Origin of the sequence: Klebsiella sp. CN_Kp073, from assembly GCF_040065495.2 — a bacterium.
Lineage (GTDB): Bacteria > Pseudomonadota > Gammaproteobacteria > Enterobacterales > Enterobacteriaceae > Klebsiella > Klebsiella aerogenes.
Genome location: NZ_CM198051.1, coordinates 4393250 through 4406014, shown reverse-complemented (window position 1 = coordinate 4406014; position 12765 = coordinate 4393250). Strand labels below are relative to the sequence as shown.

Genomic DNA, 12765 nt, shown 5'->3' with positions numbered 1-12765 from the left:
ATAAAGCAAATTATAGGCGATGTCCCACATGACCGTGGCGTCAACGCTTGGTAACGTGCGGTCAGATATAGCTTAACTGGTAGCAGAAAGATTGGGGAGTCTATGCAGTATTTGGGTAAAGTGATTGGTGTCGCGGTTGCATTATTGATGGGCGGCGGCTTCTGGGGCGTGGTGCTTGGCTTTTTAGTCGGACATATGTTTGACCGGGCCCGTAGCCGTCGGCTGAATTTATTTGCCAACCAGCAGGAGCGGCAGTCGCTGTTCTTTTCCACCACTTTTGAAGTGATGGGGCATCTGACTAAATCTAAAGGGCGCGTGACGGAAGCCGATATTCATGTGGCGAATGTGCTGATGGATCGTATGAATCTGCACGGCGAGTCGCGTACCGCGGCGCAGCAGGCTTTTCGCGCCGGCAAGGCCGATAATTACCCGCTGCGCGAAAAAATGCGTCAACTGCGCAGCGTCTGTTTTGGTCGCTTCGATTTAATTAGGATGTTTCTGGAAATTCAGCTGCAGGCGGCCTTCGCCGACGGCGAATTACACCCCAATGAACGCGAAGTGTTGTTTGTTATCGCCGACGAGCTTGGTATCTCGCGCGCGCAGTTTGAGCAGTTCCTGCGCATGATGCAGGGCGGCGCGCAGTTCGGCGGCGGCTCGCAGCAGCAATCCTATGGTCAGCGCGGCGGCAATGGCGGCTGGCAGCAGGCACAGCGCGGTCCGACGCTTGAAGACGCTTGTAATGTTCTCGGCGTCAAGCCGACCGATGATGCCGCCACCGTCAAACGCGCTTACCGTAAACTAATGAGCGAACATCACCCGGACAAGCTGGTAGCCAAAGGGCTGCCGCCGGAGATGATGGAAATGGCGAAACAGAAAGCGCAGGAAATCCAGAAAGCCTGGGAGCTTATCAAAGAGCAGCGCGGCTTCTGAATCCCGTAAGGCTTCACCTTCATGGAGAAGCCTTAGTTCGCGCCCTGCGCGCGGCGATACATCCGCCGTGGGTGGCCAATCTTTCCGTACAGCATTTCCACTTCCAGAAAACTCACTTCTACGCAATGCTCGAGATAACGACGGGCAGTGGTCTTGCTCAGCCCGGTTTCGCTGACCACTTCGTCAACCGAAAAACAGTGCGTTTCGCGGCCATGAAATAAATTTTGTACCAGCGCCAGGGTCTTTTCTTCGATGCCCTTGCTGCCGTTATCAGCGCGAAAATTTTTAGCCTGCAGCTGATACAGAGAATCAACGTTTTGCTGATCGACGATTTTCCATTCCCGCTGCTGATCGTAAAACTGAATAAAGCGCTCCAGCGACTGGCTCAGCCGTTTCCACGAAACCGGCTTGAGAATGTAGTCGAAGGCGCCGTTGCGTATCGCCTGGCTGCAGGTTTCCATATCGCTGGCGGCGGTGATGAAAATGACCGAGCAATTGGCATTGGCCAGAATCGGGTCGGTCATCAGAGTAACGCCTTTGCCGTCCGGCAGATAATTATCCAGCAGGACCAGCTGCGGCGGTCTGGCGTTGAGCATCTGCCGCGCCTGGGAAAGCGAGGCGGCCATTCCCGCCAGCCGCATGCGCGGGTGTTTCTGTATCAGCTCGGCGTGCAGGCGGGCCAGCTCGTTTTCATCTTCGATGATCAGCACATCGACCAGATCATGATGCATCGTTGGCCTCCGGTTGCGGATGGGCTGGCGGGTCGGCGGGAATAAACAGGGTAAATATCGTTCCGCGCGGCGCGTTATCGGCAACCTCAATCGTGCCGCCAGCCTGAGTCACATAATGTTCAATAAGATACAGACCAATACCGTGATCGCCACGGGTTTTTGTCGTCACCCCGCGCTCAAAAATACGTTCGCGGATATCCGGGCGAATTCCGACGCCGCGATCGGCCACCTCAATCATCAGCTCGCGGGCGTTGAGTTGAATCAGTACCTCGACCGGCTCGTGAGGTAGTTCAGCGCGCTGCGTCGCTTCAATGGCGTTATCCAGCAGGTTGCCGATGATCGAGATAAGTTCCGACTCCATCAGCGACGACAGCGGGCGATCGATACGACAGGCCGGATCAAAGCTCAGTTCAACGCCTTTTTCATAAGCGCGGGTGGCTTTACCCAGCAGCAGGCCGCATAGCGTCGGCGAGCGGAAGCGCGAGGAGATGAAGTCCAGCAGCTCCTGGGCATGTTCCGATTGCGCCTGTATATAGCGAATAGCTTCGTCGTAGTGGCCCATATGCAGCAGGCCGGAGAGCGTGGTCATGCGGTTGAGCTGCTCGTGGCGCATAATGCGCAGGTTATCGACATAGCGTTTCACCTGGCTGAGCTGGGCGGTGAGGGCGTTAATTTCATCGCGGTCGCGGAAGGTGATCACCCAGCCCTGCAGCGAGTTTTCCAGCATGATGCGCACCCGGCTGGCGAGTACCGTCAGCTGGTTGAAGCGACACAGTTCATCGTGCGTATCGTTCGCCAGCATCGCGCCGCTGGCGAAGAACGGCTGCGGCGCGATCACGCTATCAATCGATTTGCCGCGCAGCAGATGCGCGGGCTGCTTAAGCCCCAGCAGGCTGCGGGCGGCGTGGTTAATCACTTCAATCCGTCGCTGGCTGTCGATAACGATAACCCCTTCGAAAATCGATTCCATCATCGCTTTTTGCTGGCGAACCAGCAGGCCAATTTCGCGCGGCTCCAGCGAAAAAATCTGCTTTTTAATACTGCGGGTAAAATACCAGGAGAAGATAAACAAGGCGATCAGCAACAGGATGGCGGCGACAAAAATATTCACTACCTTTTGCACGGTGATGCTGTCGAGATAGCTGGTCAGATAGCCGACGGAGACGATGCCGATCACCCGCCCGTTGTCATCGACAATGGGCGTTTTACTGCGTAGCGAGATGCCCAAACCGCCTTTACGGATGGTAGTGATAGTTTTGCCTTCCAGCACCGCCTGGTTATCGCCGCCCACTAAGCGGGTGCCGACCCATTCCGGGTGCACGGAATGAAACAGATGTACGCCTTTATCATCGCCGATGACGATAAAGCTGGCATCGCTGTGGGCGGCGATTTGCCTCATGAAGGCGCCGATAGCCTGCGGGTCGTGCAGACTGACCTGCTGGCGTAGATTGGGCATCAGCGCAATCTCTTCGGCCTGAATTTTCGCCCTGGCGCTCATTTCCTGATACAGCTGGCGGCTGGCGTCGAGATAATAATAAACGCCAAGCAGAGCGAATAAGATGGAGAAAAAGGCCACCAGGGAGATGAACAGCTTAAATTGAAATGAAACTTTCATAGTTATGCGCACAGTATTTGAGATGCGGCAACGATATCGTCAGCGGCCAGAAGAACAATTTATCTACTGGCGCCTATTTATAAAGGGTAATTATCCGGTTAATAAAAAAACCATAAAAACCACGTTTAGAAATCAGATATGTATCACGCTGATTAATATACCCGTCATACTTCAAGTTGCATGGGCGTTGGCAATAACTCGGCCCATCCCTGGGCCTCGCCCTTACGGGCGCAGTGAACTGCGTTCAAATTCGTTCCTGACGAATTTGTCCTCACTCACCCCAGTCACTTACTGGAGTAAGCTCCTGGGGATTCGCTGCGTCGCCGCCTTCCTGCAACTCGAATTATTTAGGGTATAGAAACCATAAAAACCATAATGACCATTAAAACTTCTTTTTTAATCTGCCTTTTCTCACATTAACGCCGTGCCAGCCCCTCTACCCTGAACAGGAATAATAACTACAGGGCTGAATTTATGAGCACCACAGACAACGCATTCTCTGCAACCCTTGAACCTATTAACAAACCGAAAGCCTCGTTGAAGCAGCGCTGGTGGCACGTGATGGATAGCTGGAAAGTGGGGATTATCCCGCTGCCGCTATTTTTGCTGGCCGGTGGTCTTATCGCGCTGGACTGCCTTGGCGGCAAGCTGCCGAGCGATATCGTGGTGATGGTGGCGACGCTGGCCTTCTTCGGTTTTGCCTGCGGCGAGTTCGGCAAGCGTCTGCCGGTACTCGGTAAGCTTGGCGCGGCGGCGATTTGCGCCACCTTTATTCCTTCGGCGCTAGTCCATTACGGCCTGCTGCCGGATGTGGTGGTTGAATCCACCACCAAATTCTATAAATCGACCAATATTCTTTATCTCTACATCTGCTGCATTATCGTTGGCAGCATTATGAGCATGAACCGCACCACGCTGATTCAGGGGTTCCTTAAGATCTTCCTGCCGATGCTGTGCGGCGAAGTTGTCGGCATGCTGGTAGGCGTCGGCGTGGGTAGCCTGTTGGGAATGGATCCGTTCCAGGTCTTCTTCTTTATCGTGTTGCCGATTATGGCCGGCGGCGTGGGCGAAGGGGCGATCCCGCTGTCGATTGGCTATGCGGCGCTGATGCATATGGATCAGGGGGTTGCGCTGGGACGCGTGCTGCCGATGGTGATGCTGGGCAGCCTGACGGCGATCGTCATTGCTGGCTGTCTGAACCAGCTTGGCAAACGCTTCCCGCATCTGACCGGCGAAGGCCAGCTAATGCCGAACCGCAGTAATGAAACCCGCAGCCTGAGCGAAAGCGAAGGATTTGGCGGTAAAACTGATGTGGCGACGCTGGCCTCCGGCGCGCTGCTGGCGGTGCTGCTGTATATGATGGGCATGCTCGGACATAAATTGATTGGCCTGCCGGCGCCGGTTGGCATGCTGTTCCTCGCGGTGCTGCTGAAGCTGGCGAATGTGGTTTCGCCGCGCCTGCAGGAGGGCTCGCAGGTGGTGTATAAATTCTTCCGCACCGCGGTGACTTATCCGATTCTGTTTGCCGTCGGCGTGGCGATTACCCCGTGGCAGGAGCTGGTAAACGCCTTCACGCTCACCAACCTGCTGGTCATTGTCTGCACCGTCTCGGCGCTGGTGGCCACCGGGTTCTTCGTTGGTAAAAAAATGGGGATGCATCCGGTCGATGTGGCGATTGTCTCCTGTTGCCAGAGTGGGCAGGGCGGTACCGGCGACGTCGCCATCCTGACTTCCGGCAACCGTATGAACCTGATGCCGTTTGCTCAGATAGCTACCCGTATCGGCGGCGCGATTAATGTGTCGTTAGGGCTGCTGTTCTTAAGTCATTTCTTATCGTGATTTAGTTCTGCGCTAACAGCAAAAACTGCCATTTCCCTCCGCAGGACGAAGAAAATTTCTTTGTCCTGCGTCCTAAATTCTGTGCAATTAGCGATACAATAGGCGGCGTTATCCGCGATAGCGACGGCAGCCCCGAGCTGCCTTTTTGATCATTAAAGGAGAGGAAAGAATGTCAGTGCATACTCCCGCCCGGGCGGGCGTCAGCATGGAAAATCTGCTGGCGGCGAAAGAGCAGCGCGCAGCCCGTCAACAAGACTGGCTCAACCATTATCAACAACCGGTCATTTCTCTCACTCTGGTAACGCCAGGGGCGGTAAAAGACAGTATTCGCTATCGCAATATGATGGGTGTTGCGCTGCAGGCCTGTGACCAACTTTTGTGGCAGCAGCGTTGGAAAACGCTCGACCGCCAGGTGTTGTGGCTCCCTACCGGCCCGGAAGCGATGTGGTGCGTTGAGCACTCCGCGGAAGAGATCAAAGCGCTATGCAGCGAACTGGAACAGAATCATCCGCTGGGACGTCTGTGGGATATCGACGTCATTTGTCCGCAAGCGGGGCTGATTAGCCGCCAGGCGCAGGGCGAAGCGATGCGCCGCTGCCTGCTGTGCGATGAGCCGGCCCACGCCTGCGCGCGCAGCCGTCGTCACGACACCGGGCTGGTGGTCGCTCGCGTTGAACAGATGATTGATGCGTGGTTTGCCCGCGATTAATCGCGTTAGCGTTAGAGATTTCCCCGGCGGCGTAGCGCAACCGGGGGCGTCCGGGTAATGACTTAAAAGTCGATCGGCGCGCGGAAGGTCATCGCGTTGCCGTAGGCGGGATGAGTGATGGTTAACGTTTCGGCATGCAGCAGCAGGCGCGGGGCCATTGCCAGCGCCTCCGGCGTGGCGTAAAAGCGGTCGCCGAGGATCGGATGCCCTAACGCCAGCATATGCACGCGAAGCTGATGCGAGCGCCCGGTAATCGGCTTCAGGCGCACGCGGGCGGTGTTGTCCTCCGCGTACTCCAGCACCTCATATTCGGTTTGCGCCGCTTTGCCGGTTTCATAACACACCTTCTGCTTTGGCCGGTTCGGCCAGTCGCAAATCAGCGGTAAATCCACCAGACCTTCCGCAGGCTGCGGATGGCCCCAGACGCGGGCGATGTACTGCTTCTTCGGCTCGCGCTCGCGGAACTGACGCTTCAGTTCACGCTCGGCGGCCTTATTCAGCGCCACCACAATCACGCCGCTGGTGGCCATATCCAGGCGATGCACCGATTCGGCCTGCGGGAAATCGCGCTGGATACGCGTCATCACGCTATCCTTATGCTCTTCCAGCCTGCCGGGCACGGACAACAAGCCGCTCGGCTTGTTGACCACCATAATGTGCTCATCCTGATACAGAATCACCAGCCAGGGATCCTGCGGCGGATTGTAGTTTTCCATCGCCATTTTCGCGTTCCGTTACTGGTGAGTGACGACGATCAGACGCAGCGCGTCCAGACGCCATCCGGCCTGCGCCAGCGCATCCATCACCTGCTGGCGGTTGCTTTCGATCGCCGCCAGTTCGTCGTCACGGATGTTCGGGTTCACCGCCTTCAGCGCTTCGAGACGCGACAGTTCCGCCGTCAGTTTATCATCGGCTTCGTTACGCGCCGCGTCGATCAGCGCCTGCGCCGCTTTGGCGATCTGCGCTTCGCCCTGTTGCAGAATCGCGTGAACGTCCTGCTGCACCGCATTGACCAGCTTGCTACCAGTGTGGCGGTTGACCGCGCTCAGCTGGCGGTTGAAGCTTTCGAACTCCACCTGCGCGGCGAGGTTGTTGCCGTTTTTATCCAGCAGCATGCGAACCGGGGTCGCCGGCAGGAAGCGGTTAAGCTGTAATTGCTTCGGCGCCTGCGCTTCGACGACGTAGATAAGCTCCAGCAGCAGCGTGCCGACCGGCAGCGCCTTGTTCTTCAGCAGCGAAATCGTGCTGCTGCCGGTATCGCCGGAGAGGATCAGATCCAGACCGTTGCGAATCAGCGGGTGTTCCCAGGTGATGAACTGCGCGTCTTCACGCGACAGCGCCACGTCACGCTCGAAGGTGATGGTGCAGCCATCTTCCGGCAGGCCCGGGAAATCCGGCACCAGCATATGATCGGACGGGGTCAGGACGATCAGGTTTTCGCCGCGGTCATCCTGGTTGATGCCGACGATATCGAACAGGTTCATCGAGAAGGCGATCAGGCTGGTATCGTCATCCTGCTCTTCGATGCTCTCAGCCAGAGCCTGCGCTTTTTCGCCGCCGTTGGAGTGGATCTCCAGCAGACGGTCGCGGCCCTGTTCCAGCTGCGCTTTCAGCGCTTCATGCTGCTGGCGGCAGGATTTGATCAGATCGTCGAAGCCATCGGTGGATTCCGGCGCGGCAAGGTAGTTAATCAGGTCGTCGTGAACGCTATCGTAGACGGTACGGCCGGTCGGGCAGGTATGTTCGAAGGCGTCGAGGCCTTCGTGATACCAGCGCACCAGCACCGACTGCGCGGTTTTCTCCAGATACGGCACGTGGATCTGGATATCGTGCGCCTGGCCGATACGGTCGAGACGGCCGATACGCTGCTCCAGCAGATCCGGGTTAAACGGCAGGTCGAACATCACCAGGTTGCTGGCGAACTGGAAGTTACGCCCTTCGGAGCCGATTTCGGAACACAGCAGCACCTGCGCGCCGGTGTCTTCTTCGGCAAACCACGCTGCGGCGCGGTCGCGTTCGATAATCGACATGCCTTCATGGAATACCGCGGCGCGAATACCTTCGCGCTCGCGCAGCACCTGCTCCAGCTGCAGCGCGGTGGCGGCTTTGGCGCAAATCACCAGTACCTTCTGCGAGCGATGGCTGGTCAGGTAGCCCATCAGCCATTCGACGCGCGGGTCGAAGTTCCACCAGGTGCCGGTATCGCCTTCAAACTCCTGATAGATCTGCTCCGGATAGAGCATGTCGCGCGCGCGCTCTTCCGCGGTTTTGCGCGCGCCCATAATACCGGAGACCTTGATAGCCGTCTGGTACTGGGTCGGCAGCGGCAGGCGAATAGTGTGCAGCTCGCGTTTCGGGAAACCTTTCACGCCGTTACGGGTGTTACGGAACAGCACCCGGCTGGTGCCATGGCGGTCCATCAGCATTGAAACCAGCTCCTGGCGCGCGGCCTGAGCATCTTCACGATCGCTGTTAGCGGCTTGCAGCAGCGGCTCGATGTCTTGTTCGCCGATCAGATCGCCAAGGGTATTGAGTTCATTATCGTTGAGCTTGTTGCCTGCCAGCAGCAGGGCGACGGCGTCGGCGACCGGACGGTAATTTTGCTGTTCTTCAACAAACTGTTCAAAATCGTGGAAGCGGTTTGGATCCAGCAGACGCAGGCGCGCAAAGTGGCTCTCCATGCCCAGCTGTTCCGGCGTCGCGGTCAGCAACAGAATCCCCGGCACGCGTTCGGCGAGCTGTTCAATGGCCTGATATTCACGGCTCGGCGCCTCTTCGCTCCACACCAGGTGGTGCGCTTCATCGACCACCATCAGGTCCCATTCGGCGTCGCACAGGTGCTCCAGGCGCTGCTTGCTGCGGCGCACGAAGTCTAAGGAGCAGATAACCAGCTGTTCGGTTTCGAACGGGTTGTAGGCGTCGTGCTGCGCTTCGGCGTAGCGTTCGTCGTCGAACAGCGAGAAACGCAGGTTGAAGCGGCGCAGCATTTCCACCAGCCACTGGTGCTGGAGGGTTTCCGGGACCACGATCAGCACGCGCTCGGCGGCGCCGGAGAGCAGCTGCTGGTGCAGGATCATCCCGGCTTCGATGGTTTTACCTAAGCCCACTTCATCGGCCAGCAGAACGCGCGGCGCGTGACGACGGCCCACGTCGTGGGCGATGTTCAACTGATGCGGGATCAGGCTGGTGCGCTGGCCGCGCAGGCCGCTCCACGGCATGCGGTACTGTTCGCTCTGGAACTTACGCGCGCGGTAGCGCAGGGCAAAGCGGTCCATCCGGTCGATTTGCCCGGCGAACAGGCGGTCCTGCGGCTTGCTGAAGGCGAGCTTACTGTCGAGCAGGACTTCGCGCAGGGTAACATGTTCTTCTTGCGTATCCAGGCGGGTGCCGGTGTAGGACAGCAGCCCATTCTCTTCATTTACTTCGTCAACGTGGAGCTGCCAGCCTTCGTGGCTGGTAATGGTATCACCCGGGTTAAACATCACGCGGGTAATTGGGGAATCGTTGCGAGAGTACAGACGGTTTTCGCCGATGGCGGGGAAAAGGAGAGTGACCATGCGCGCATCCAGCGCTACCACTGTCCCTAGTCCTAGTTCGCTCTCTGTATCGCTAATCCAGCGTTGACCAAGTGTAAAAGGCATATGTGTTCGGCTCTTTGTTCTTTAATTGCAGGCAATAGTGCATCCTCAGCATAGTTACGCTGAGGAATCAAAATTGGGTCCAGGAATGGAAAGGGCGCTATGGTACTGGATGCCGCGGTGTTAGTCACCTGTCAAAATAGCCCCAGTTGCCCTGTCACTATTGTAGCAAAGTCGTCGTTGACGAAGGGAAGGATTCCTTCCGCCACCGGCTGCAATTGCTTTGACAGATAGTGATCGTAATCGAGCGGCGACTGCTGGTAATCCACCGGCTCCGGGCCGCCGGTAGTCCAGACGTATTTAATGGTGCCGCGCTGCTGATACTGCTGCGCCCGCCCAAGCTTCGCGTTGTGTTCATCGGCAAGCCTCGCGGCGCGCACGTGCGGCGGCACGTTACGCTGGTACTCCGCCAGCGGTCGGCGCAGGCGCTTGCGATAAACCAGCTGCTCGTCGAGCTCGCCGTTCATTAGTCTTGCGATAGTCTCCCGTACATAATCCTGATACGGCTGATGGCGGAAGATGCGCAGATACAGCTCCTGTTGAAACTGCTGGGCCAGCGGCGTCCAGTCGGTGCGTACCGTCTCCAGCCCCTTGAACACCATGCGCTGGGCATCGCCCTCCTGAATCATTCCGGCATAACGCTTTTTACTGCCGGTATCGGCGCCGCGGATCGTCGGCATTAAAAAGCGGCAAAAGTGGGTTTCATACTCCAGCTCCAGCGCGCTGGTCAGCTGGCTTTTGCCCATTTCCTGCGCCCACCAGTCGTTAACATAGGCAACAAGTTTGCGGCCGATTTCCGCCGCCTGCGCTTCGCTATGCGGGCGTTTGAGCCAGACGAAGGTGGAGTCGGTATCGCCGTAGATAACGTCATAGCCCTGGGCTTCAATCAGCGCTTTGGTCTGGCGCATGATCGCGTGGCCGCGCATGGTGATCGACGACGCCAGCCGTGGATCGAAAAAGCGGCAGGCGCTGGTCCCCAGCACGCCGTAAAAGGCGTTCATGATGATCTTCAGCGCCTGCGACAGCGGCTTATTATGCTGACGCTTAGCTTCATCGCGGCCGTGCCAGATCTGCCCGACGATGCCTGGCAGGCAGTGCTTTTCGCGCGAGAAGCGGGCGCCGAGAAACCCTTCGGTGCTGTGGCGGTCATCGGGCTGTGCCAGCCCTTCAACCAGACCGACCGGATCGATTAAAAAGGTGCGGATGATCGACGGATACAGGCTTTTGTAGTCCAGCACCAGCACTGAGTCATACAGGCCGGGGCGGGAGTCCATGACGTAGCCGCCGGGACTGGCCTGCGGGGGAACTTCGCCGAGATTCGGCGCCACGTAGCCCAGCCGGTGCATGCGCGGGAAATAGAGATGGCTGAAGGCGGCGACCGATCCGCCGTGGCGATCGGCGGGCAGGCCGTTGACCGTCGCCCGTTCGAGCAGAAACGGCATGATCTCTGTCTTATGAAAGATCCGCGTCACCAGCTCGCAATCCTGTAGGTTATAGGTGGCCAGCGCCGGTTTATCTTCATGGAAACGGCGATCGATTTCGTCCATCCGATCCCACGGGTTGTCGATAGCTTTACCTTCGCCGAGCAGTTCGCGGGCGACGGCCTCGAGTGAAAATGAGGAGAAGTTCCAGAACGCCGATTTTAGCGCTTCAATGCCGTCGATAATCAGCCGGCCGTTGGCCTGGGCGAAAAAGACGCCGTTCTTAAAACCGTGCTCGCGCCACTCCAGCTCGCTATTGCCGCGGCCGAGCTGCAGCGGGATGCGGTAGCGCTCGGCGTGTTTTTGCAGGACCCGCAGATCGAACTGCACCACGTTCCAGCCGATCAGCACGTCGGGGTCGTGTTCGGCAAACCAGGCGTTGAGCTTTTCCAGCAACAGCGGGCGGCTGGCGACATAGACCAGGCTGAAGCCCACATCCGGCGGCGTAGCGGGCTCGGGGCCTAACATGTAGACCACCCGCTGGCCGCAGCCTTCCAGGCCGATGCAGTAGAGCTCGCCGTGGCGGCTGGTTTCGATATCCAACGAGACCCATTTCAGCGGCGGGCGGTAATCCGGATTAGGTTTCATGCGCGCGTTAACCAACTGCGAACCGCGCGTTTCGCCTTCCACCCAGACCGGGGCGGTGATAAAGCGCTCCATCAGGTAGCGCTCCGGCGGGCGGATATCGCCTTCGTAAACGGTGACGCCGTTTTCACGCAGCTTTTTTTCCAGCCGCATCAGCTGGCGATGGGCGCGGCAGTACAGGCCGAAAACCGGCTGGCGGTGGAAATCTTTTAACGCAAGCGGGGACAGGCGATAGCCGTTTTCACCTTGCAATAGGCTTTCAGCCTGCTGCCGCTGCGCTTCGGGGATAAACGCGACGGATTCCTGCGGCGGCAGCGTGACCTGCAGCGGGCCGTTATCGGTCGCCAGCCAGAAGGCCAGTTCCGTTCCCTGCGGGGTATCCCGCCAGTGGCGGGTGAGTAAAAATCCTGCTTGCGGCTGCGTCACGCGTGCTCTCAACGATAAAAAACCAGGCCTGATTATAGCCTGGTTTCACGATAGGTGCTGGGGTTTTATACAGGGGTGATTACTGGCCGTAGTAGGCTTTGGCCCCGTGTTTACGCAGATAGTGTTTATCGAGCAGCGTCTGCTGCATAGCAGGCAGTTGCGGCGCCAGCTGGCGGCAGAAAATTCCCATATAGGCGATCTCCTCCAGCACGATGGCATTATGCACCGCGTCTTCGGCATTTTTTCCCCAGGCGAACGGGCCGTGGGAATGCACCAGCACGCCGGGCATTTGCGCCGGGTTGATGCCCTGCTGACGGAAGGTTTCGACAATCACGTTGCCGGTTTCCCACTCATATTCGCCGTTGATCTCCGCATCGGTCATCAACCGGGTGCAGGGGACCGGGCCATAAAAATAGTCAGCGTGGGTGGTGCCGGTCGCCGGGATAGATTGCCCGGCCTGCGCCCAGATGGTGGCGTGGCGCGAATGGGTATGCACAATCCCGCCAAGCGTCGGGAATGCCTGATACAGCAGGCGATGGGTCGGCGTATCGGAAGAGGGCTTCTTGTTGCCTTCCACCACTTCACCGGTCTCCAGACTGACGACGACCATGTCGTTAGCGGTCATCACTGCGTAATCCACGCCGGAGGGTTTAATAACCAATACCCCTTTGTCACGATCGACGGCGCTGACGTTGCCCCAGGTTAAGGTCACCAGATTATGCTGCGGTAGCGCTAAGTTGGCCTCCAGCACCTGGCGTTTGAGATCTTCTAACATAGTGTGCTCCGAATAGCAGGTGAGTTGGGTTCCCCT

The 12765-nt window shown here is 57.9% G+C and carries 9 protein-coding genes; 3 read left to right on the top strand and 6 right to left on the bottom strand.

Translation table 11 applies throughout. The features are described from left to right. Positions 1-102: 102 nt before the first annotated feature. Entirely contained in the window at positions 103-930 is an 828-nt protein-coding gene (gene djlA, locus ABLV66_RS21245; RefSeq protein WP_047047451.1) for a co-chaperone DjlA, read from the top strand. Positions 931-962: 32 nt separating this feature from the next. Here djlA and ABLV66_RS21240 read toward each other — a convergent pair whose 3' ends face one another. Both ABLV66_RS21240 and ABLV66_RS21235 read right to left on the bottom strand, forming a co-directional pair. After that, positions 963-1661 (bottom strand): response regulator, encoded by a 699-nt coding sequence (locus ABLV66_RS21240; protein WP_045397296.1) that lies wholly within the window; start codon positions 1659-1661, stop codon positions 963-965. After that, entirely contained in the window at positions 1651-3276 is a 1626-nt protein-coding gene (locus ABLV66_RS21235; RefSeq protein ID WP_045397299.1) for an ATP-binding protein, read from the bottom strand. Before ABLV66_RS21235 ends, ABLV66_RS21240 begins: the two co-directional genes overlap by 11 nt. A gap of 474 nt (positions 3277-3750) precedes the next feature. Here ABLV66_RS21235 and ABLV66_RS21230 point away from each other — a divergent pair, with 474 nt between their 5' ends. Both ABLV66_RS21230 and citX read left to right on the top strand, forming a co-directional pair. Beyond that, positions 3751-5115 (top strand): 2-hydroxycarboxylate transporter family protein, encoded by a 1365-nt coding sequence (locus tag ABLV66_RS21230; protein WP_015368284.1) that lies wholly within the window; start codon positions 3751-3753, stop codon positions 5113-5115. A gap of 169 nt (positions 5116-5284) precedes the next feature. Next, positions 5285-5824 (top strand): citrate lyase holo-[acyl-carrier protein] synthase, encoded by a 540-nt coding sequence (citX, locus tag ABLV66_RS21225; protein ID WP_015368283.1) that lies wholly within the window; start codon positions 5285-5287, stop codon positions 5822-5824. A gap of 62 nt (positions 5825-5886) precedes the next feature. Here citX and rluA read toward each other — a convergent pair whose 3' ends face one another. The 4 genes from rluA to araD all read right to left on the bottom strand — a co-directional run bounded on the left by rluA (position 5887) and on the right by araD (position 12729). Next, positions 5887-6546, bottom strand: a complete 660-nt coding sequence (gene rluA / locus ABLV66_RS21220; protein ID WP_063413970.1) for a bifunctional tRNA pseudouridine(32) synthase/23S rRNA pseudouridine(746) synthase RluA — start codon at positions 6544-6546, stop codon at positions 5887-5889. 12 nt (positions 6547-6558) lie between these two features. Continuing rightward, on the bottom strand, positions 6559-9465 hold the full coding sequence (gene rapA, locus ABLV66_RS21215) for an RNA polymerase-associated protein RapA (RefSeq protein ID WP_045376408.1): 2907 nt from the start codon (positions 9463-9465) through the stop codon (positions 6559-6561). A 131-nt stretch (positions 9466-9596) separates the two neighbouring features. After that, positions 9597-11954, bottom strand: coding sequence for a DNA polymerase II (gene polB / locus ABLV66_RS21210; RefSeq protein ID WP_348876878.1), 2358 nt, complete (start codon positions 11952-11954; stop codon positions 9597-9599). Between the two features lie 79 nt (positions 11955-12033). Then, positions 12034-12729, bottom strand: coding sequence for an L-ribulose-5-phosphate 4-epimerase (gene araD, locus ABLV66_RS21205; protein WP_047078147.1), 696 nt, complete (start codon positions 12727-12729; stop codon positions 12034-12036). Positions 12730-12765: the final 36 nt, after the last annotated feature.

What these genes read in the sequence shown, in the direction of transcription:
- djlA (WP_047047451.1), top strand. Translation starts at nt 103, where the DNA reads ATGCAGTATTTGGGTAAAGTGATTGGTGTCGCGGTTGCATTATTGATG.
- rluA (WP_063413970.1), bottom strand. Translation starts at nt 6,546, where the DNA reads ATGGCGATGGAAAACTACAATCCGCCGCAGGATCCCTGGCTGGTGATT.
- citX (WP_015368283.1), top strand. Translation starts at nt 5,285, where the DNA reads ATGTCAGTGCATACTCCCGCCCGGGCGGGCGTCAGCATGGAAAATCTG.
- ABLV66_RS21235 (WP_045397299.1), bottom strand. Translation starts at nt 3,276, where the DNA reads ATGAAAGTTTCATTTCAATTTAAGCTGTTCATCTCCCTGGTGGCCTTT.
- araD (WP_047078147.1), bottom strand. Translation starts at nt 12,729, where the DNA reads ATGTTAGAAGATCTCAAACGCCAGGTGCTGGAGGCCAACTTAGCGCTA.
- ABLV66_RS21230 (WP_015368284.1), top strand. Translation starts at nt 3,751, where the DNA reads ATGAGCACCACAGACAACGCATTCTCTGCAACCCTTGAACCTATTAAC.
- rapA (WP_045376408.1), bottom strand. Translation starts at nt 9,465, where the DNA reads ATGCCTTTTACACTTGGTCAACGCTGGATTAGCGATACAGAGAGCGAA.
- ABLV66_RS21240 (WP_045397296.1), bottom strand. Translation starts at nt 1,661, where the DNA reads ATGCATCATGATCTGGTCGATGTGCTGATCATCGAAGATGAAAACGAG.